At 71.0% G+C, this 20,700-nt stretch carries 18 protein-coding genes; 7 read left to right on the top strand and 11 right to left on the bottom strand.

Features of this window, described 5'->3' with window-relative positions:
• Positions 1–18: 18 nt before the first annotated feature.
• From pcaC to ACQP2T_RS21260, 5 genes are all read right to left on the bottom strand, one after another.
• A complete protein-coding gene (gene pcaC, locus ACQP2T_RS21280) occupies positions 19–1,131 on the bottom strand; it encodes a 4-carboxymuconolactone decarboxylase (protein WP_433517852.1) in 1,113 nt (370 codons plus the stop codon).
• 8 nt (positions 1,132–1,139) lie between these two features.
• Positions 1,140–2,450, bottom strand: coding sequence for a lyase family protein (locus ACQP2T_RS21275; protein WP_433517851.1), 1,311 nt, complete (start codon positions 2,448–2,450; stop codon positions 1,140–1,142).
• Between the two features lie 118 nt (positions 2,451–2,568).
• Positions 2,569–3,060, bottom strand: coding sequence for a protocatechuate 3,4-dioxygenase subunit alpha (locus tag ACQP2T_RS21270; protein ID WP_433517850.1), 492 nt, complete (start codon positions 3,058–3,060; stop codon positions 2,569–2,571).
• A complete protein-coding gene (gene pcaH / locus ACQP2T_RS21265) occupies positions 3,057–3,725 on the bottom strand; it encodes a protocatechuate 3,4-dioxygenase subunit beta (protein ID WP_433517849.1) in 669 nt (222 codons plus the stop codon). The genes ACQP2T_RS21270 and pcaH overlap by 4 nt, the downstream gene beginning before the upstream one ends.
• Before the next feature lie 19 nt (positions 3,726–3,744).
• The gene (locus ACQP2T_RS21260; protein ID WP_433517848.1) at positions 3,745–4,899 is read right to left on the bottom strand and encodes a 4-hydroxybenzoate 3-monooxygenase; all 1,155 of its coding nucleotides are present in this window, start codon (positions 4,897–4,899) and stop codon (positions 3,745–3,747) included.
• 80 nt (positions 4,900–4,979) lie between these two features.
• Between ACQP2T_RS21260 and ACQP2T_RS21255 the strand changes: the two genes are divergently transcribed.
• From ACQP2T_RS21255 to ACQP2T_RS21240, 4 genes are all read left to right on the top strand, one after another.
• The gene (locus ACQP2T_RS21255; protein ID WP_225289773.1) at positions 4,980–5,729 is read left to right on the top strand and encodes an IclR family transcriptional regulator; all 750 of its coding nucleotides are present in this window, start codon (positions 4,980–4,982) and stop codon (positions 5,727–5,729) included.
• A gap of 76 nt (positions 5,730–5,805) precedes the next feature.
• The gene (locus ACQP2T_RS21250; protein WP_433517847.1) at positions 5,806–6,888 is read left to right on the top strand and encodes a Gfo/Idh/MocA family protein; all 1,083 of its coding nucleotides are present in this window, start codon (positions 5,806–5,808) and stop codon (positions 6,886–6,888) included.
• On the top strand, positions 6,885–7,745 hold the full coding sequence (locus tag ACQP2T_RS21245) for a PmoA family protein (protein ID WP_358553413.1): 861 nt from the start codon (positions 6,885–6,887) through the stop codon (positions 7,743–7,745). Before ACQP2T_RS21250 ends, ACQP2T_RS21245 begins: the two co-directional genes overlap by 4 nt.
• A gap of 148 nt (positions 7,746–7,893) precedes the next feature.
• Positions 7,894–8,793 (top strand): SDR family oxidoreductase, encoded by a 900-nt coding sequence (locus ACQP2T_RS21240; protein WP_433517846.1) that lies wholly within the window; start codon positions 7,894–7,896, stop codon positions 8,791–8,793.
• Between the two features lie 42 nt (positions 8,794–8,835).
• On the opposite strand, the gene ligD is transcribed toward ACQP2T_RS21240, so the two are convergent.
• Together ligD and ACQP2T_RS21230 are read right to left on the bottom strand one after the other, a co-directional pair.
• Positions 8,836–9,993 carry a non-homologous end-joining DNA ligase gene (ligD, locus tag ACQP2T_RS21235; protein ID WP_433517845.1) on the bottom strand — a complete coding sequence of 386 codons (1,158 nt, stop codon included), beginning with the start codon at positions 9,991–9,993 and terminating at the stop codon, positions 8,836–8,838.
• 31 nt (positions 9,994–10,024) lie between these two features.
• Complete coding sequence (locus tag ACQP2T_RS21230) at positions 10,025–13,273, bottom strand: BTAD domain-containing putative transcriptional regulator (RefSeq protein WP_433517844.1); 3,249 nt, start codon at positions 13,271–13,273, stop codon at positions 10,025–10,027.
• Positions 13,274–13,328: 55 nt separating this feature from the next.
• Here ACQP2T_RS21230 and ACQP2T_RS21225 point away from each other — a divergent pair, with 55 nt between their 5' ends.
• On the top strand, positions 13,329–14,603 hold the full coding sequence (locus ACQP2T_RS21225; protein ID WP_433517843.1) for an FAD-binding oxidoreductase: 1,275 nt from the start codon (positions 13,329–13,331) through the stop codon (positions 14,601–14,603).
• Between the two features lie 55 nt (positions 14,604–14,658).
• Here ACQP2T_RS21225 and ACQP2T_RS21220 read toward each other — a convergent pair whose 3' ends face one another.
• From ACQP2T_RS21220 to ACQP2T_RS21205, 4 genes are read right to left on the bottom strand one after another with little or no spacing between them, the layout of a single operon-like run.
• A complete protein-coding gene (locus ACQP2T_RS21220; protein WP_433517842.1) occupies positions 14,659–15,117 on the bottom strand; it encodes an NUDIX hydrolase in 459 nt (152 codons plus the stop codon).
• A gap of 20 nt (positions 15,118–15,137) precedes the next feature.
• Positions 15,138–15,752, bottom strand: a complete 615-nt coding sequence (gene tmk, locus ACQP2T_RS21215; protein ID WP_433517841.1) for a dTMP kinase — start codon at positions 15,750–15,752, stop codon at positions 15,138–15,140.
• Complete coding sequence (locus tag ACQP2T_RS21210; protein WP_433517840.1) at positions 15,752–17,221, bottom strand: B12-binding domain-containing radical SAM protein; 1,470 nt, start codon at positions 17,219–17,221, stop codon at positions 15,752–15,754. Before ACQP2T_RS21210 ends, tmk begins: the two co-directional genes overlap by 1 nt.
• Positions 17,172–17,984 (bottom strand): hypothetical protein, encoded by an 813-nt coding sequence (locus ACQP2T_RS21205; RefSeq protein ID WP_433517839.1) that lies wholly within the window; start codon positions 17,982–17,984, stop codon positions 17,172–17,174. The genes ACQP2T_RS21210 and ACQP2T_RS21205 overlap by 50 nt, the downstream gene beginning before the upstream one ends.
• A gap of 828 nt (positions 17,985–18,812) precedes the next feature.
• Between ACQP2T_RS21205 and ACQP2T_RS21200 the strand changes: the two genes are divergently transcribed.
• Positions 18,813–20,135: a hypothetical protein gene (locus ACQP2T_RS21200; protein WP_433517838.1), complete on the top strand. Its 1,323-nt coding sequence runs from the start codon at positions 18,813–18,815 to the stop codon at positions 20,133–20,135.
• Positions 20,136–20,137: 2 nt separating this feature from the next.
• Complete coding sequence (locus ACQP2T_RS21195) at positions 20,138–20,683, top strand: N-acetyltransferase family protein (protein WP_433517837.1); 546 nt, start codon at positions 20,138–20,140, stop codon at positions 20,681–20,683.
• Positions 20,684–20,700: the final 17 nt, after the last annotated feature.

The following is a 20,700-nucleotide window of genomic DNA, read 5'->3' as shown; positions in this document are numbered from 1 at the left end:
CCCGGTCCGCTCGTTGGATCAGTCTTCTGTCAGGACGCGCTGGGCGACGGCGAAGGCGGCGTTGGCGGCCGGGACCCCGCAGTAGATCGCCGTCTGCAGAAGCACCTCGCCGATCTCGTCGGGGGTCAGGCCGTTGCGCAGGGCCGCGCGCACGTGCATGGCCAGCTCGTCCAGGTGGCCGCGGGCGACCAGCGCGGTCAGGGTGACACAGCTGCGGGTACGGCGGTCGAGGCCCGGCCGGTTCCAGATCTCGTCCCAGGCGTAGCGGGTGATGAGGTGCTGGAAGTCGCGGGTGAAGCCGGTGGTGGCGGCGACCGCCCGGTCAACGTGGGCGTCGCCGAGCACCTCACGCCTGGTACGCATCCCGGCCGCGTGACCGGAGTCGCCGCCCAGATGGCCGACGATCGCGGACGTGACGGTGTCGGCCCGCTCCACACTCGCCAGGTGGGCCGCGCCGGGCACCACGCGCAGCAGCGCCCCCGGGATGCCCTGGGCCAGCGTGATCGCCTGGTCGAGCGGGGTGGCCGGGTCGTCGGCCCCGGCGACGATCAGGGTGGGGGCGGTGATGGCGGGCAGGCGTCCAGTCAGGTCGCAGGAGGCGATGGCCTCGCAGCAGGCCGCGTACGACTCGGCGTCCACGCCTTCCAGCATGTCCGTCACCCAGCGGCCGTCGTAGCCGGCGGTGAACCAGCGGCCCGCCAGTGCCGGGCCGAGCTGGGCCACACCGGAGGCACGTACCAGCGCCGCCCGCTCCAGCCACGGGTTCGGCTCCCCGAACCGCGCCGACGTACAGCACAGCACCAGGCTCCGGACCCTGTCGCGCTGTCCCGCGGCGATCGTGGTGGCGATGGCGCCGCCGAGGGAGATGCCGCCGACCGCGAACTCTCCGTCCCCCGTGTCCTCCACGTCGTTCACCAGGTCCAGTACGGCCCGCGCCATGTCGTCGATCGTCAGGCCGGAGGCGGCGGGGGCCGAGCCGCCGTGGCCCGGCAGGTCGTACCGGAGCACCCGCCACGACCGGGTGAGCGCGCCCAGCTGCGGCTGCCAGATGTCGAGCGTGGTGCCGAGCGACGGCCCGAGAACCAGCAACGGCGCTCCGGCGGGCCCGTCCACGCGGTGATACAGCTTCATGCCTACGATCACTTCCGGTAGTCGTCCGGGACGCGGCGCTCGCGGTGTTCACCCGGCACGCTGCGCTTGCGGTAGTCGGAGGGGACGCGACGCTCGCGGTAGTCGGCCAGGAGGCGATCGACGAGTTCCGGCGCGGCACCCAGGTAGCCCTCGGGGTCGAGCAGTTCCTCCGGTCCCTCCAGCGGGCCCGGACGGCTCAGCGCCTCGTCGAGGGCGTCGCGGCCGAGGTGGACCGCGAGCCGTTCCGACACGATGCGCCCGCCGGTCAGGCAGGCGTTGTCCCGCATCCTGTCCGGGAACACCTGAAGCCCGGCGACCAACTCGGCCGCCGTCTCCGCGGCGCCGCCGGTCAGGCGAAGGCATTCGCGCAGCGGCGACCACTCCGCCTGCCAGGCGCCCGCCGCCCGCTCGTGCTCCCCCGCCGGTCCCAGCAGTTGGGCGTACGCGGGCACCTGAAGCGCCGCCGACCGGATCAGCACCGACAGGGCCGGATTGCGCTTCTGCGGCATGGCCGAGGAGTCGCCCCGGGACGACTCGGCCACCTCGCCGACCTCGGTCTGGGCCATGAGGATCACATCGGTCGCCACCTTGCCGAGCGCGCCCGCCGTACCGGCCAGGGCCGCGCCCAGCTCGCCGACCACGGACCGCTCGGCATGCCACGGCGCCAGCGGAGCGACCAGCCCGAGCTCCTCGGCGTACAGCTCGACCAGCCGAAGCACCCGCGCCTGCCCCCTCTCGCCACCACCAGGTTCTGCGGAGGCGGTGTGGGCGGTTTCGATGAGGGCGGCCAGGGTGCCGGCCGCGCCGCCGAGCTGGGCGGGCAGGCGTAGCGCGGCCAGGCGGTCGCGGGCGCGCAGGAGGCCGGTCAGCCAGCCCGCGGCCTTCAGCCCGAACGTCGTCGGCACCGCCTGCTGGCCCAGCGTGCGAGCCGCCATCAGGGTGTCGCGATGCCGCTCCGCCAGCCCGGCGAGCACGTCCATGGCCGCGTCCAGATCCGCCACGATCAGGCCGACGGCACGCGCGGCGACCAGCATCGCGGCCGTGTCACAGATGTCCTGGCTGGTGGCCCCCCGGTGGACGAACTCGGCCACACCTCTGGCGCCGACGGCTTTTCGCAGGTCGGCGACCAGCGGGACGACGGGGTTGGCGGCTTGCCGGGCGCGCTGAGCCAGGTCCGGCAGGTCGGCGGTGAACTCCGAGGCCACCCGGTCGATCAGCGCGGCCGCCGCGCCGGGGATAAACCCAGCGCGCCCCTGCGCACGGGCCAGCGCCGCCTCGGCGTCCAGCATGGCGCGCAGCCAGACCGCATCCGAGGTCACCGCCTCCACCCGAGTGCCCGCCCGCACCGGCGCCAGCAGCCCGCTGTCCGCAGCAGCCCCGCCGGAGGCCCCGCCAGAAGCGGCAGCGGCACCGCCAAAGGGTCCGCCAGCAGTCCCGTCAGAAGTCAAGGAACACCGTCTCCCCATCCCCCTGGAGCCGCACGTCGAACCGGTACCGGTCCCCCGACCCCGTCGCGATCAGTGTCCCCCGCCGTTCCGGCTCCAAGCCGTCCAGCAGTGGATCAGGCAGATCCTCCAGGTAGACGCGGGTCAGCAACGACCGCAGCAACCCCCGCGCGAACACCTGCAGCGACAGATAAGCCCCCTCAGGCCGTACCGTACAGAACCTAAACGAACCATCCGGAGCCGTAGCGCAACGCCCGAAGCCGGACACCTCCCCGTCCCCCCGCAGCAGCGCGCCGCGGTCGCCGGTGCGCCCCAGCCAGAGTTCCAGCAGCGCGTCCGGCACCGGCTCACCGGCGCCGTCCAGGACGCGGCCGGTCAGCATGATCGCCCCCGTGTGCCCGGGAGGCACCAGCTCCCAGTCGTGCGGGTACGGCAGCGCGTGGCTGAAGAACGGCCCCACGGTCTGGGAGGGCGTGAGGTTCATGCGGACTCCATCGGGGTTCGGCCCAGCACGATGTCGAAGGAGTAGCCCAGCGACCATTCGGGTTCCGTCAGCTCCATGGAGAAGGCCGAGACGAGCCGCTGCCTGGCCGGTTCGTCGGGGATCGACTGGAGGATCGGGTCGAAGGGCATCAGCGGGTCGCCGGGGAAGTACATCTGCGTGACGAGCCGCTCGGTGAAGGCCCGCCCGAACACGGAGAAGTGCAGGTGCGCCGGCCGCCACGCGTTGTGGTGGTTGCGCCAGGGATAGGCGCCGGGCTTGATCGTGACGAATCGGTACCGGCCGTCCTCGTCGGTGAGGCAGCGGCCGGCACCGGTGAAGTTCGGGTCGAGGGGGGCGGGGTGCTGGTCGAGTTCGTGGGCGTAGCGGCCGGCGGCGTTGGCCTGCCAGAGCTCCACCAGCGTGCCGCGGACCGGTTTTCCGGCGGAGTCCAGGATGCGGCCCGTGACGGAGATGCGCTCGCCGAGCGGCTCCCCGTCGTGCTGCCTGGTCAGGTCGGAGTCGAGCGCGCCGACCTCGTCGTGGCCGAAGACCGGGCCGGTCAGCTCGATCGCGTCGGGATCGCTCCTGAACGCCACCGGTGGCCGCGCGGGCGCGCGCAGGATCGTGCTGCGGTAGCCGGGGCTCAGGTAAGGAGGATGGGTCATGGCCGCCCTTCAAAGTTGATCATGGAAGCCCCACGTAGTTCTCCGCCAGCGTCGTGGCGGCCGCCTCGGAGGAGGTCACGTAGTCCAGGTAGGACAGCTGCAGCCGCCGCCCGTAGTCGTCGTCGGAGTCGAACGTGTGCAGCAGGGTCGTCATCCACCAGGAGAAGTGCTGGGCCCGCCAGACCCGCTTCAGGCAGGACTCGGAGTAGGCGTCGAGCAGGTCGGCCGAGCCGGTGGAGAAGAACCGGTCCAGCGCCTCGGTCAGGACGCGTACGTCGGCCACGGCGAGGTTCAGCCCCTTCGCGCCGGTGGGCGGCACGATGTGGGCGGCGTCGCCGGCGAGGTAGAGGCGGCCGTACTGCATGGGCTCGGCGACGAAGGCCCGCATCGGCGTGACGCCCTTCTCGAAGATCTCGCCGGTCTCCAGGACGAAGCCGGGTACGGTCTCCAGCCGCGCCTTCAGCTCGGCCCAGATCCGCTCGTCCGGCCATTCCGCCACGATGGCGTCGGGCGGGACCTGCAGGTAGAAGCGGCTGACCGTGGGCGAGCGCATGCTGTGCAACGCGAAGCCGCGTTCGGTCCTGGCGTAGATGAGCTCCTCGGACGAGGGCGCCACCCGGGCCAGGATGCCGAGCCAGGCGAAGGGATAGTCCCGCTCGAACAGCCGCAGAACGCCCGGCGGGATGGACGGCCTGGACACGCCGTGGAAGCCGTCGCAACCGGCGATCACGTCGCAGTCGAGCCGCTCGCCGCCGAACGTCACGTACGGCTCGGCCTCCAGCGAATGCACGGCCACGTCCTCGATCTCGAACCGTACGTCACCGCCCGCCTCCAGCCTGGCGGCGATCAGGTCCTTGACCACCTCCTGCTGGCCGTACACGGTGATGGACCGGCCGGGCACCAGCTTCTCGAAGGCGATGCGGTGGCCCTGCCCGCCGTACCTGAGCTCGATGCCCCGGTGTGGCAGGCCCTCGCGCAGCAGCCGCCCGCCGACGCCCGCCTCGACCAGCGTGTCCACCGTCCCCTGCTCCAGTACGCCGGCGCGCACGCGGCGCTCCACGTACGCGCGACCGCGCTTCTCCAGCACCACGGAGGAGATGCCGCGCAGGTGGAGCAGGTGGGACAGCAGCAGACCGGCGGGCCCCGCCCCGATGATCCCTACCTGAGTGCGCATGGGGGAAGCATCCTGCTTAGGCGGTCGATTGTTCGAGCCGCCTCTTCCACTGAGCGGAAGAATTGTGCAGGATTTACGGTATGTCAGGCGGATCCCAGGGGCGCACGGTGACGTCCAAGGTGCTCGCCATCCTGGGCGCGTTCGACTCCGGGCACCCGCAGCTCACGCTGACCGATCTGGCCAGGCGCAGCGGCGTGCCACTGAGCACGGTGCACCGGCTGGTCGGCGAGCTGGAGGAGTGGCAGGCGCTGAGCCGCGCGCCCGACGGCCGGCTCCGCATCGGGCTGCGGCTGTGGGAGCTCGGCCAGCTCGCGCCCGCCAAGCTCCAGGACCTGGCCCATCCGTGGCTGCAGGAGCTGTTCGCGAGCACCGGCGAGAACGTGCACCTGGCCGTCCGTGACGGTCTGGAGGTGCTGTACGTGGACAAGGTGGCCGGGCGGCGGGCCGTGCCGATCGTGTCCAGGACGGGCGGGCGACTGCCCATGCATCCGACGGGCGTCGGCAAGGCCCTGCTCGCCTACGAGCCCGAGTGGTTCGTCCGGTCGTACCTGGACCGCGTGCTCGAACGGCCGACCCCGCACACGATCACCGAGCCGGGGCGGCTGGCGCGCGAGCTGGCCACCGTACGCGCCCAGGGGTACGCGCTGACGTACGAGGAGATGACACTCGGCTCCTGCTCGGCCGCGGCCCCGGTCCTCGTCGACGGCCGGGCCATCGCCGCGCTCGGCATGGTGCTGTCCTCCAGGCGCGCCCGCGAGCTCCCCCGGCTGGTCGAGCCCCTGCTGACGGCCGCGAACGGAATCGCCAGAGCGTGCGCCGCCACGCCGTAGCCCTTGCCCAGAACTGCCCGTGGGCCATAACGTGCTCCGGTAAGCGCTTTCCAAAGGTCTCCCAAGGAGGTCGCCCGTGCCGTCCCCCCTGCGCGTCGCCATCGTCGGCGGCGGCGCCATCGCGAGCTTCGCGCACATGCCCGCCTTCCAGGAGCTGTCTGACGACATCGAGGTGGTCGCCGTCGTGGACGCGACCGCCGAGCTGGCCCAGGCGTTCGCCGACCGCTTCGGCGTGCCGTACGCCTCGGACGACCTCGAAGGCATGCTCGCCGAGGTACGCCCCGACCTGGTCGACGTCTGCAGCCCGCCCTCCCTGCACGCCGCCCAGGTGGCCGCCGCGCTGCGGGCGGGCGCGTGGGTGTGGTGCGAGAAACCGCCGTGCCTGTCGCTGGCCGAGTACGACGCCATGGTCGCGGCCGAGCAGGAGGGCGGCCCGTACGCGGCGATCGTGTTCCAGCAGCGGTTCGGCTCCGGCGCGCAGCACCTGCGGCGGCTGATCGAGAAGGGCGCGCTCGGCACGCCGTACGTCGCCCACTGCCAGACCACCTGGTACCGCGACGACGCCTACTACGCGGTGCCGTGGCGCGGGCGCTGGGAGACCGAGGGCGGCGGCCCCGCGATGGGCCACGGCATCCACCAGCTCGACCTGCTGCTGGAGCTGCTGGGCGAGTGGAGCGAGGTACGCGCCATGGCCGCCAGGCTGGCGCGCGACGTCGAGACCGACGACGTCACGACCGCGCTGGTCCGCTTCGAGTCCGGCGCCCTGGCCACGGTGGTCAACAGCGTGCTGTCGCCGCGGCAGGTCAGCCACATACGCGTCGACCTCGCCGACGCCACGCTGGAGCTGACCCACCTGTACGGCTACGCCAACGACGACTGGACCTGCACCCCGGCCGAGCACGCCGGCCCGATCGACTGGCCGCCCGCCGAGGACGAGCCCACCTCCCACCTGAAGCAGCTGCGGGCCCTGGTGGCGGACCTGCGCGCGGGCCGGCGGCCCCGGGCCAGCGGGCGGGACGGACGCCGGTCGCTGGAGCTGATCACCGCCATGTACAAGGCGGCGCTGACCGGCGGTACGGTACACGCGGGCGAGGTGGGCCCCGGCGATCCCTTCTACCGCAGCCTGCACGGCGACACCCCCGGATGGAGCCCCTCATGAGCGCGATCGTCTTCGAGGCACACGGCGTGGAGCTGATGCGCTACGTCCACGAGCCCGACCCGCAGCCGTTCGAGGCGCCCAAGCCGTACATCCACCCGATGCGTACGCTGGCCGGTGACGTGGTGACCTCCTACCGGCCGCACGACCACCGCTGGCACAAGGGCCTGCAGCTGACCGCCTCGCACGTGTCCGGCCAGAACTTCTGGGGCGGCGGCACCTTCGTCCGCGAGGAGAAGCGCTACATCGACCTGGACAACAACGGCACGATGCGCCACGACAGCCTCGACGTACGCGAAGACGGCCTGTCGGGGCAGCTGACCTGGCGCAGCTCGCGCGGCGAGCCCTGGGTGGAGGAGCGGCGCGAGCTCACCGTCGAGGCGGTCGATCCGGCCAACGGCTCCTGGGAGCTGGTCTGGCACACGACCCTCACCGGCCTGCGTGAGGAGCCGCTGCGGTTCGGCAGCCCGACCACGCACGGCCGCCCGCTCGCCGGATACAGCGGCCTGTTCTGGCGCGGCCCGCGCTCGTTCACCGGCGGCGAGGTGCTCGGCCCCGACGGGATGGGCGGCGAGGAGATGATGGGGCAGCGGGCCCGCTGGCTGGCCTTCCAGGGGCGGCACGACGAGGTGGACCGGTCGTCCACGCTGATCTTCGTACCGGATCCGGGGCCGGAGTCGCACTGGTTCGTGCGCAGTGGCCCGTTCGCCGCCGTCAACCCCTCATGGGCCTTCCACCAGGAGTTCGAGCTGGCGCGCGGCCAGACGATCGCCCGCCGCTACCGGATCGTGCTGGCGACCGGCTGGTGGGGCACCGAGCGGATCGAGGAGCACCTGGCCAAGCGCCGAGCCGCCGACTAGTCGGCTAGTCGGCTAGTGGCCGAACCGCTGGATCCGGTCCTTACCGCCGACCTGCCCCCGACCGAAGTAGACAGACCCTTTGACCAAGCATGCGCTGAATTTCGTTGTCATTTCGGGAGAATTCCCAGGCTGCGGGTAGGGGCGGGGAATGCACATTCTGGTCACGGGGGCAACCGGCACGCTGGGCAAGGCCGTGGTGCCCACACTCCTCAGGACGGGTCATACGGTGCGGGCGTTGAGCCGCGAGGCGCACTCAGGCCGGGACGTCGAATGGGTATGGGGTGACCTGACCTCGGGCAAAGGCGTGTACAGCGCCGTGCGGGGCGTCGACGCGATCATCCATCTCGCCACCTTCGCCCGCAAATCCCACCGGGCCGGCTCCGTCGACGTCGCGGGCACCACGGTGCTGCTCGACGCGGCCAAGGAAGCCGGGGTGCCGCATTTGGTGTTCACCTCGATCGTCGGCGTCGACCAGGCCGCGACCGGGTATCTCGTGGACAAGCTCGAAGCCGAGCGGCTGATCAGGGAGAGCGGGATCGGCTGGACGATCCTGCGCTGCACCACCTTCCACCAGCACCTCGACCAGCTGCTCCGGGAGCTGGCCGCTGCCTGCCCCGCGATCCCAGTGGACCGCACGCTCCCCTGGCAGTCCGTGGACCGCTCCGAGGTCGCCGTGTATCTGACCGACCTGGTCGCCGCCGGTCCCGAGCGGGGCGTCATCGAATATGGCGGGCCCGAGGTGATCGGCATGGACGCGGTGGTCAGACCCTGGTTGCAGGCCAAGAGGCTGCGCCGCCTGCTGCTGCCGGTGCGCTATCCCGGCGGCAGGTGGGCTGCCCAGCGGGCCGGCTGGCACACCACGGACGCCACGCCACTGGGGCGGATCACCTGGCACGACCACCTCTTCCCCGAACCGCCCGAGCCGTCGGACGACTTCGCCATCGAGCACACCGCCTCGCCGACCAGCCCGGCCACCCAGCCGGACCTCGACCCGAACGCGCACGTCTACGGCGGCGACGACGGCTACGAGCGCCCGACCCGCACCTGACCGGCCTCGCCCGACCCACCGCGAGTCCGAGGGCCCCCAGCCTCAGGTCCAGGGGTCGTAATCGACCTCCAGCGGCTCCTGGGCGGGCCGCTCGGCCTCCGGGACGTGCTGGAGGTTGACCCGGATGCGGTACCACACGCTGCTGCGCCCCCGCATGCCGTCAACCAGCACGTCGGCGGGCTGGAGATGGCCGGCCACCTCGGAGTGCCTGGCCTTCCACCGCTCGAACCCGGCCAGCGCCTCATCCTTGTGCTGCGCCCTGGCGATCTCGACGACGGGAAGGTCCTCCCGCTCGGGAGCGGGCCCCTGTGACTCGGCCAGCTCCAGCAGCGACTCCAGGCCGCCGGCGTGCAGGTCCATGTCCGCCCACGGGTCGCCCAGCTCGGCGAACCTCTTGGGGACCGTGTCGATCGTGTGGTCACCCGGCCGGCAGCCCGGCACCTCGTCCCAGGTCAGCGGCGTGGAGACGCGGGCATCGGCGACCGGTCTGACCGAGTAGGCGGAGGCGACCGTACGGTCATAGGCGTTCTGGTTGTAGTCGACGAACACGCCGTGCCGCTGCTCCTTCCACCACCGGCTGGTGGCCACCTCGGGGGCGCGCCGCTCGACCTCCCGGGCCACCGCCTCGGCCGCCCGGCGCACCTCGGCGAAGGTCCAGCGCGGCTCGATGCGGGCGTACACATGAAAGCCCCGTGATCCCGACGTCTTCGGCCAGGCGGTCAGCCCGTGGTCGGCCAGCACCTCGCGGGAGACCTGCGCCGTGCGCAGCACGTCGCCCCATCGCACGCCCGGCACCGGATCGAGGTCGATGCGCAGCTCGTCGGGGTGGGCCAGGTCGGCGGCCAGCACAGGGTGCGGGTTGAGGTCGACGCACCCGAGGTTGACCGCCCACACGATGTGGGCCGTCTCGGTCGCGACGACCTCCTCGGCGCTGCGCCCGGAGCGGTAGCGGAGCTCGGCCACCTGGATCCAGTCGGGCCGCTTGGCGGGCGCGCGCTTCTGGAAGAACGCCTCCTCCTCGATCCCGTGCACGAACCGCTTGAGCACCATCGGCCGCCCGCGGACGCCGCGCAGCGCGCCCTCGCCGACCGCCTGGTAGTAGCGGATCAGGTCGAGCTTGGTGTGTCCGCTGGCGGGGAACACCACCTTGTCAGGGTTGGTGATGCGGACTTCACGCCCCGCGACCTCGATTTCTGGCATGAGGGTCACGATACGTGGCACCTCCGACAGATCAGCTTCGGCTCCGCGCCTCCCAATGGGCCAGGCCGAGCCGCCGGTGCGTGTCGATCGCCGCCCGCCGGTGCTCCTCCGCCTCCTCGGTTCGGCCCAGGCGTACGGCCAGCGCCGCGAGGACGTCGCGGATCGAGCCCCAGGCGCCGCTGCCCATGCCCATGACGATGAGCTGGTCGGCCACGGGCAGCAGCCGCTCGTACAGCTCCTCCGGGTCCGGTGTGCCGAGCCGGGCGGCGATGAGGCCCCAGATCGGGAACAGGAAACCCCCCGACCAGTCGTCCCGCAGCTCCGTGCCCCAGCGTGAGATCAGCGCCCTGGCCAGTTCCTCCTTGCCCACGTCGAGGGCGGCGAGGATGGCGAGCGGCCGCATCGGGGTCATCTGCGGAAGGTCGCTCGCGGCGATGAGGTCGTCGACTATCTCGGCCACCCGGCCCTGGCCGCGTCTGCACGTGTAGAGCGTGGCCAGTCGGCGGGCCTCCGCGCCCCACGGGCTGGCACCGTACTTGAGGTCGGGGAAGTCGGCGACCAGCGCCTCCGCCTCGGCCCAGCGGCCGTGCAGGGTGTGTCCGCCCGTCTGCGCGACCCGGACCATGGCTTCCAGCTCGGGTCGGCGTACCTCCTCCAGGACCCGCTCGCAGCGGGCGAGCTCGCGCTCCCACTCGGCCAGATCTCCCGCGCGGAGCAGGCAGGACATCCGCAGGCCGCCGGCCACCAGCCGGGCCTCCCTGGTCAGCCCGGCAATGGCCAGCATCTCGTCGGCGGCGCGCAGCCGGGCGGGGTTGTTCCCCAGGACGAACCCGGCGATCAGATAGTTGTTCAGCGTCCTGGCCAGGAGCGCCGGGTCGCCCAGCGCGCGGGCCAGCTCCACGGCGTCCGCGGCGAGCAGCTCGCCCTCGGCGCGGCGGGGGCCGTAGTGGAGCTCGACGCCGAGCGTGCCCAGCAGCGTGGCCCTGGCGTGGTCGTCGAGCGGTCCCGCCAACAGGTCCTCCAGGACCGACACCATCTGCTCATCCACCACGCCGTACGGCCGCCAGTTCCACACCGACAGCGCGCCGAACGCCGAAACCGCCGTCACGAGCGCGTCGCGGTCGCCGAGCCGCTTGGCCGCCGCGATCGCCTCCGTCAGGTCGCGCATGGCGCCGTCGGCGTCGCCCACGGTACGCCGGGCCTGGCCGAGCTCGGTCAGCAGGTGGCAGCGGTCGGCCGAGTCGCCGGGCGGCAGGTGCGCGACCGCCAGCTCCCAGAAGGTGACCGACTCGGTGTAGCCGTGCCGGGCCACCGCCTCCCGGGCCGCAGCGACGGCGTAGGCCGCCGCCCGGTCCGCGCCGCCCAGCTTCGCGGCCGCGGCGAAGTGGCCGGCGAGCTGGGCGGGGTCGGCGCCGGGCAGGGTCTCCAGGTACGTACCGGCCCTCAGGTGCAGCCGGGCTCTGGCCAGCTGGGTGAGGCCCGCGTCCAGCGCCTGGCGTACCAGGGCGTGCGAGAACCGGTAGTCGGCGGGCCGCGCGTCCTCGGTCAGCAGGCCGATGGCGAGGGCGGGCTCGGCGAGGGTCATGACCTCCTCGACCGGCCGCTCGGTGAGCGCGGCCAGCAGGTCGACGGTCACCTCGCGGCCGGCCACGGCGGCCGCTCTGAGCAGGTCCTGCGTGGCGGCGGGCAGCCGGGCGAGCCGCCGGTCGATGACGTCGCGGGCACCTGCCGGGACCAGGTCCCGCTCGCTCTCCGGCAGCAGGAGCAGCTCGGTCAGGTAGAACGGGTTGCCGCCCGAGCGGTCGAGCATGGCCACCGGATCCGCGTCCACGTGGCGCAGGCGCAGGTAGTCGAGCACCTCACCGGCGTCGAACGGGGCCAGCGGCATCCGGTGGCTCTCCCGCGCCAGCGCGCCCAGCGTCTCGCGCAGTTGCTCGGGGTGGTCGCCCGGCTCGGGCCTGAGCGTGACCAGGACGAGTGTGGACGTACGGGCGAGCTCACCGGCGACGTGGCCGAGCAGCCGCAGCGACGAGACGTCGGCCCAGTGCACGTCCTCCAGCACCAGCAGGCGCGGGCCGCCGCGCAGCCGCGACACCACGCCGTCGTACAGGTCGAACAGCTCGGCCTGCGGTTGCGCGGGGATCAGCCCGGCCTGGGTCCAGGGCCAGAAGGGCGGGGCCGTCTCGCCGTCCAGGCAGCGTCCCCAGGCCGTCTGGAAGCCGCGCGCGGCGGCCACCTCGGCGGCGGCGCGCGCCAGGCTCGTCTTGCCGATGCCCGCCTCGCCGGTCACCAGCAGCAGGCCGCCCCTTCCCCGGCGGGCCTCGGCCAGCAGTTCCTCGACCAGGTGCAGCTGACCGTCCCGCGCGATCAACCGCTGACCGGCCGTGCCTCGACCGCTGACCGAGTCGTCCGCCGACGCACCGCTTCGAGCGGAGGTGTGAGTGGTGAAGGCGGTCTGGGCGGTGAAGGCGGTCGGCGTGGTGAAGGCGGTCGGGGCGGTGAGGCCGGGTGCGGTAAGGGTCATCAGGTCGGGCGACTGGTCGAACACCGCCTGCTCCAGCCGCTTCAGCTCCGGCCCCGGCTCGATGCCCAGCTCGCCGTCCAGCAGCGACCGTACCCTGCGCAGCGCCCCGAGCGCGTCCGCCTGCCGGCCCGCCCGGTAGAGCGCCAGCACCAGCAGCGCCCACGCCCGCTCCCGGTAGGGATGGGCCTCGACCAGCGCCTCCAGATCCGGCAGCCCGGCCTCGCCGAGCGCCAGCCGCGCCTCGAACCGGTCCTCGGCCGCTCCCAGCCGCAGCTCCTCCAGCCGGTGTACGGCCCGCCGCGCGAACTCCAGGTCGGCGAACTCCCCCAGCAGCTCACCCCGCCACAGCCCGAGCCCCCGGTCGAGCACCTCCAGCGCCTCGGCGTACCTGCCGCCCCGCAGCACCCGCCGCCCGTCCTCGGCCAGCGCGGTGAAGCGGCCCGCGTCGACCTGTCCCGGCGCGATGTCGAGCAGGTAGCCGGGTTCGCGGGTGAGCAGCAGCCGGGGCGGCGTGCGCGGCTTCCTGCCGGGTTCCAGCACCCGGCGCAGGTGGGAGACGTACGCCTGGAGGGTCGCCGTCGCCTTGGCCGGCGCCTCCCCGGCCCACAGCTCCTCGATCAGCCGGTCGAGCGGCACCACCCGCCCCGGTGAGAGGGCCAGCACGGCGAGCACGGCCCGCTGCTTTCGCGTGCCGAGATCGAGCCGAACACCATCGGCGGAGTCGACCTCAAGCCGGCCGAACAGACGGACTTCCACAAACCCCAAGTCAACCCCAAATCCCCCTCAAATGGTAAAACGCACACTTGGTCCCATGAATGACATCAAAGTGAACGGCAACCTTCTGCTCCCCGGCGACGCGGGCTTCGACGAGGCCCGCAAGCCCTGGAACCTGGCGGTGGACCAGCCGGTGCGCGCGGTGGTCGAGGCGGCCGACGCCGACGACGTGGCCGCCGTGGTGAGCTACGCGCGGCTCAACGGCCTGGCGGTCACCGCCCAGCCGAGCGGCCACGGCGCCTCCGGCGACACCGACGGGACGATCCTGCTCAAGACCGCGCACTTGGGCGGCGTGAGCGTCGAGGACGGTGTCGCGCGGGTCGGCGCGGGCGTGAAGTGGGGCGAGGTGCTGGCGGCCGCGGGCCCGCTCGGCCTCACGGGCCTGGCGGGCAGCTCGCCGGTGGTGAGCGTGACCGGCTACACGCTCGGGGGTGGTTTGAGCTGGTTCGGGCGCAAGTACGGCTTCGCGGCCGACAGTGTGCGGGCCTTCGAGGCGGTCGACGCCGCCGGGGACCGCGTCAGGGTGACGGCGGAGTCGGATCCGGAGCTGTTCTGGGGGTTGCGGGGTGGTGGCGGCGACTTCGCCTTGGTCACCTCGCTGGAGTTCGACCTGAACCCGGCCCCTGAGCTGTTCGGCGGGCGGATGATGTGGCCGGTCGAGCGGGCTCGGGAGGTGTTCGACGCCTTCGCCGAGACCACCGCCGAGGCGCCGGAGGAGCTGACGCTCTGGTTCGACCTGCTGAAGTTCCCCGGCGCTCCGGTGGGGTACGTCGCCGTCGACGTCACCTTCCTCGGCGAGCACCCCGGCGCCCTGTTGCACCGCTTCGACCGGATCGGCGGGCTGATCAGCGACACCCGGCGGCCGACGCCAGTGGCCGAGCTGGGGTCGATCTGCGCCGAGCCCACGGACCCCAGCCCGGGATCGGGCCGGTTCGAGCTGCTCACGGGGCTGGAAGGCGTGGCGGACGTGCTGCTCGACACCCCGATCGACCCGCTGATCAGCGTGCAGGTCCGGCACCTGGGCGGGGCGCTGGCCCGGCCCGCCGAGGGTGGCGGCGCCGTGGGGCACCTGGCCGAGCCGTACTCGGTCTACATGTTCGGCCGGCCGACGCCGGACACCGCCGAGCGCGTCACCGACCTGACGAAGGCGCTCGTGCCGCACACGAGCGGACGTAAGACGTACACGATGCTGACTCAGGGCGAAAGCGCCGCATCCGCCTTCCCCGCGAGCACGCTGGCCCGGCTGCGCGACCTCAAGCGGGCCCGCGACCCGCAGGGCGTGATCCGCGCGAACTTCCCCGTGCTGGGGTAGCGACCGCGCGGATGGGACGTCGAGGCTCTCAATCAGGAGTCATCAAGACGGCGCTTCAGTGAGCAGGGGCGAGTTCGGGCCAGCCGTGCAGACCGGTCCCGACGCCGTCCAGGTAGAGGCTGATGCCCGCTGTGGTGTAGGGCACCGTGTTGTCGGGCAGCTGCTTCACCGGCGCCCAGAGGAGGTCGGCGCACTTGGCGGGTTCGGCGTTCACCGGTTCGCCGTACCAGCGGGAGGCGGAGAAGAACACGCCGAGCCGGGGCTGCCCTTCGGGGGACAGGTGATGGACGACGGTGGCCGGCCGGAGGTCGCGTCGGTCGATGGTGACCGCGACCTCCTCCCGGACCTCACGGATGGCGCAGTCGATGATGGTTTCGCCATCTTCCAGGTGGCCGGAGGGTAGGCAGAACCAGCCGTCGCGGTATCCGGTGCCATCACGCAGGCACAGCAGAATGTCGCTGCCGCGCTCGAGGATGACGTGGACGTCGACGGTCACCTGGTACCGCTGTTTCATGGCCATACCCTTGCTGTCGGCTACACCTCTTGGGTGCGTGACAGTAGCGCACCAACGTGCCAGGAGATGGCTTGGACGGCGGCTTGCGGTGGAAACTCCCCGGTGTCCACTTCGAACGTCGGAAAGCCGTCGTCGGCGAACACGCCGCGCAGTTCCTCGTACAGGTGCACCTCGGGGCCGCTGGAGCCGTCGTGCTCGAACCGGGAGTGCGCTCCGCGCTCTCGCAGCCGCGCTTCCAGCATGTGGGGTGCGGCGGTGAGGATGACTGCTACGTCGGGGCGCCGGGCTGGGACGTTGAGGTGGCGGACGTAGTCCAGGGGGACGCCGTCGAGGACCTGCAGCACGTAGGAGGACGGCACGTACCGGTCGCACAGGACGATCTGGCCTCGCGCCAGGGCAGGCTCGATCTCCTCGGCCAGGTGGTGGAAGCGGTCGGCAGCCACCAGGCAGGCGAGGGCGTTGCCGTGGAAGTCGGCGGTCCGCTGGCGGGCGGTACGGCCGAGCAGCCCGTCAGACGGCTCACGGGTGAGATGCACGATGTGGCTTGCCGCCTCGAAGGCGGCGCCCAGCAGTGGCAGCAGGGTCGACTTGCCGGCGCCGCCGGGCCCGTCGACGGTGATGAACAGGCCGGGCATCAGCGGCCCCCGATCGGGTGGTTGCGGGCGTGCTGTTCGCGGGCGAGATCGGCGAGGTGCCGATGGATCTCATCCTCGGGCGTCTCACCGAACTGCAGGCCGGAGGAGAAGTTGAACTCGTCGCGGCCACGTATCGCTTCGTCGTCGCCCCCGAGGTCGACGGGCGCGTAGTCGAGCAGCTGGTCGGCGGTGTAGCGGCCAGTGGCCATGAGCCGCGCCCACTCGGGCGTGCCTGGGTACGGGCGGAACTGGAACACCGAGGCGCGGAACGTTCCCGGCATGGCGGCGGTGAGCCCCCACAGGCGGTGGATCAGTTCGACGGTGGCCTGCAACTCGGGCCGGGTCTCGGTGGGGAAGCCGAGAATGAAGTAGCCCTTGACCCGGATACCGCGCTCGGTCAGGCGCCGCACCACCTCCAGCACCATGGCGGGGCTGATGCGTTTGTCGACGTAGGTGAGGATGCGTTGGCTGCCGGACTCCACTCCCAGCGCCACCTCCCGCAGCCCGCACTCGGCGAGCCGATCGAGCATCGTGTTGGACAGACGGTGCAGAACATTGATGCGGCCGGTGGCGTCCCAGCACGCCCATTCGCCCACCCGGTCGGCATGGAAGGCGCTGGTCATCTGTTCGATGACGCGGTGGGCGCCGAGGAACAGGTCGTCGACGAACCGGAACGCCGTCACACCAGCGTTGTCGTGGAGTTGGCGCATTTCGGCAAGGATGTTGCGCGGGTCGCGGACGCGGATGGTGATGTCGGGGTTGGCCGAGACGGCGGCGCCGCAGAAGGAGCAGTCGTAGGGGCAGCCGCGGGCGCCGACCATGTTCGCCTCGATGCGGCCGTCACCCGCCGTGTAGGGGTCTTGGGCCAGGAAGCCGCGGTCGATGAACGGCAGTGCGTTGATGTCGGGGGCCAGGTGGTGGCCGCTGCCTGGGGCGCCTCCGCTGACGGGCGTGCCCAGGACGGGGTCGATCCACATGACGCCGGGCAGGGTGGCGCGGCTGCGATGATCGGCCAGGAGTTCGACGACGCGCGTTTCGGCCTCGCCGAGGACCAGGGCGTCACAGCGGGCCAGGCGCGGGTCGGCCAGGACGGTGGTGGGCATGGCCTTGGCGTGGTGGCCGCCGACCATGACGCGGATCGCGGGATCGATGGCCGCGGCGATGGCGGCGCTGATCTCGTAGGTGGGGGCCAGGAGATTGAATCCGGCCCAGCGCGGTGCGGCCTGGTTGATCAGGTCGATGGTGTCGGCGATGGGCAGGCCGGCGGCTTCGGCATCCAGGACGGCGACGTTGTAGCCGCGGCTGGTGGCGTAGGTGGCGATGTAGGCCATGCCCAGCACGGGCAGGGTGTAGTCGTTGACGCGGGGGCGCTGGCTGTAGTCGCGCAGAGGCGCGTTGATGAGCAGCAGGTCGAGCGGGTCAGTGGTGCTGTGGGCTCCCTTGATCAGATGTGGCTGGGTGGTGGGCATGGTGGTCTCCCCAGGCGAGGATGAGCACGGTCAAGGCGGACAGGTGCGGTCCGGCCATGTCCCGCCAGCGCGCCCCGAAGTGGTTCTCATCGGCGGGCCAGTCGGTGGCCGGATCGGCGAGGACCGCCCATGTGCGGACGGCCAGATCGGCGTGCGGGTAGAAGGAGAAGTCGCCGGTGTGGTCGGCGACCGCCGCGGCCGCGGTCCACGGCCCGATCCGCGACACGCTCTGCAGCTCTTTGATCAGGACGTCAGGAGCGAGCTGCGCCCACTCGGGGTGGGCAAGGTAGGCGGTGGCGGCGGCTTGCAGGGGGCGGCGTTTGAAGGCCATGCCAAGCCGGGTGAAGTCCTCCTCGGACAAGGCCAGCACCTGCTCAGGCGTGGGCAGCAGGCGTGTAGGGCCAGCCGGGTCGCCGACCGCGTGGCGGAAGGCGTGGTGCATGACGCGAGCCTGGCGGGCGCGGATCACCTGCCGGATGATCGCCGTGGCCAGGGCGTCCCACAGACTCGCCTCACGCAGCCGCCGTACCGGTCCGAGCTGGTGCAGCGCCGAACGCAGCCCTTGGGGCAGGGCCGCGTCCCGGAGCATGGCGGGGTCGTAGGCGTCGAAGATCGGCGCGGTGCCGGACCCCGCCAGCCGGACCGCGGAGGGGGTGGCGGGGGTGGTGACCAACCAGGTGCCTGCGGTGGTACGTACAGCGCGAACCGCAGAGAGCTGCGCGTTATGATCCCAGGCGGGGTGGTCGAGCATGAGCCACGTCATGAATGTGTGCCTTCCATCACGAGATCACGGTGTCGGCGTCACCGTACGCGGTAGAGCCTGGCGGTGCACCGGGATGGTTGCGGTGCTCATGACTTGGGCTTTAGACGCAGCATGCCGCCGCCGATGACGGCTGGTCGGCCGTTGTGGAGGTCGATGTCGAAGCCGGGTGCGACGGGTGAGCACCCATTCCAGGTCATCCACCTTTCTGCCGCGTGCGCCGCCCGTAGCGAGTGGGGTCCAGTACATGAGGGCAGGCCCTTCTGGTGATCATGCGGTTGGGGCGGTGGGCCTGGTGGCCGCCGTCGTGGTCGTGGAGGCGCGGGCCGGGACGTCGCTAAGGCCCCGGCCCGCGCCGGGACGTGCGGCATGGCGGCGAAGGGTGGGCAGCCGCGCTGTACCGCACGGGGCGTGGCACCCGCAGCACATGACGCCCTGCGCTAACGCCAATGCGCTGTTCGTGGGGAAGTGCCACGCCACGATCATCGAACCGGGGCTATCCGGTTATCTCGGCTATCACCGCCAGCGTTCCACATCGGCCTCGATCGCGATCAGCGCTGTAGCCGTTCTTCGCTCCGTCCTTGACCGACCCGTAGAAACGGCCGCTGGTGAGCCTCCCTGCGTTAAAGGAGACGGTGGTGTTGTACCCGGCTATCGACGCATTACCGACAATCATTATGTCCCTGGTCCAAGTAGTAGGGGGCGGCCCGAACGTTCCACGATTACGCGCAGTCGCCATGCGGTAGTGCCATCATGATGAGTCGCACAGAGTTGTAGAAGACTCAGGAATTGGTCATTCCAAACTGACCAATTGGCCAAAACGGAGTCGAGATGCCGAGACCCCTGAAGAACCTGGACCCGAGCGTGTCACCCGCCCACCTTCTGGGCTTCGGGATGCGGCTTCTGCGAGAAAAGCGTAACGTTTCGGACGTCGCAAAAACGACCCTTGTGGACCTGAACAATATCTACGCCTATGAGCGCGGCGACAAATTCCCTTCAGCCGACGCGACCAAGCGCCTGGATGAGCACTACGACGCCAAGGGGTTCCTGATCGCGCTCCGCGATTTGGTCGTTTCAGTTGGCCAAATGGCCGAGGTTTCCGACGAATCGGACATCGGGCATGCTGAAGACATGGATAAGGTTCGTCGCCAACTCCTCGCAGCCGTCGCAAGGCTCGGGGTGGCAGTGGTTCTGCCGGTGGAAGAACTCGGCAATTTGCGAAACCTGATCGACCGTGACATGGGATCAAGCCGCCTAGAAGAGTGGGAAGAGATCGTCTGGGAGTATGCTCACTCTCTGAAAACGCAGCCGATCGACGTGATCTCCGATCTGTCGCTCGACGTACTGGATCTGCAAAGAGTCTCGCGATCCGCAGGAGACAACCCGGCAGGATGGGCGCGGGTGAACGCCCAGATGCAGTTCCTGCTGGCCCGCGCCCTCGGGCTCGCTGGACAGAGCCGAGAGTCTCGGCACTGGTGGAACACGGCCCGGCACTCAGCGGAGAAGAGCGGTGACCCGCAACTGGCAGCACTATGCCGAGGGTGGGAGAGCACGCACGGCCTCTATGAGAAGCGGCCGGCGACGATCCTGCTGGGCCGCGCCGAGGAGGCAATCGATGTCGCGGGCGGCCTGCCGTGCGCGGGAGTAGCTGAGGCACTGACCGCGCAGGCGCAGGTTCGCGCGATGGTCGGTGATGTGGCAGGAGCCCGTGAGTCACTGAACAGGCAGAGGGCAATCTTCGAGCGGCTCCCGGACGCAGTATCCAGTGATACGGGTTCTGCCTTCGGGTGGCCGGTGACACGGATGCTACACACACGTTCGTTCGTTGCCACCTATACGAACGACGCCGATGCGGCACAGGCACAGCGAGAAGCGCTCGAGGCGTATCCGCCATCCGACGTCCGCGCGATAGCACAGGTGAAGCTCTATCAAGCGATGGCACAGGTGACCAAGGGTGATGTCCGTACGGGCCTCGACATGGCCCGAGATGCGGTCACCGAGATTCCCGCTGATCAGCACACGATGTTCACCCGTTTCAGCGCCACTTTGGTGTTGAGGACCGTACCGGACAGGCTGGACGCCCGGACGCGGCCAGCGGTAGAGACGTACCGAGAGCTGCTAGCCCTGCCGAAACCGCCCGAGGAGGGCATTTGAGCATGAGCATCGAGTTCCACCATAGGACAGGCGCTGCTGCGGCGGACGCTGTCCTGGGCGAGGTATACGCCGATACATACGAGACGATCTACTCCGAGCCGCCGTACAACTCGCACCCTCCATACACCCGGGCCCTGTTCACGGAGCGCACGATCGCCCAGGCGCAACGGCCTGGGTTTGAGCTGGTGTCGGCAGAGGACGGGCTGAGTCTCGCCGGGTTCTGCTTCGGCTTCACCATGGAGTCGGGCCGCTGGTGGGGCAGCGCGACGACTCCGGTTCCGGACGGGGTGGTTGCCGTACCGAAACTGGCCGTCATCGAGCTGATCCTTCGGAAGGAGTATCGAGGCAACGGAGTCGGTAAGCGGCTGCTGAGCGAGTTACTGGCCGATCGCGCGGAGCCGTACGCGACGCTGGCATCCCACCCGGACGCTCCGGCGCACGCCATGTATGAGCGGTGGGGGTGGCACGTAGTCGGGTCGTCACAGCCTAGGCCTGACTCGTCAACGGCAGATTTCATGTTGATCGAGCTCCGCCGAAACCTCAGGTAGAGCCCTGCGGCCACCAG

This window comes from Nonomuraea sp. CA-143628 (genome assembly GCF_050942315.1).
Classification (GTDB): domain Bacteria; phylum Actinomycetota; class Actinomycetes; order Streptosporangiales; family Streptosporangiaceae; genus Nonomuraea.
Note: the sequence above shows the minus strand (reverse complement) of the source record. Positions and strands in the feature narration are given on the sequence as shown.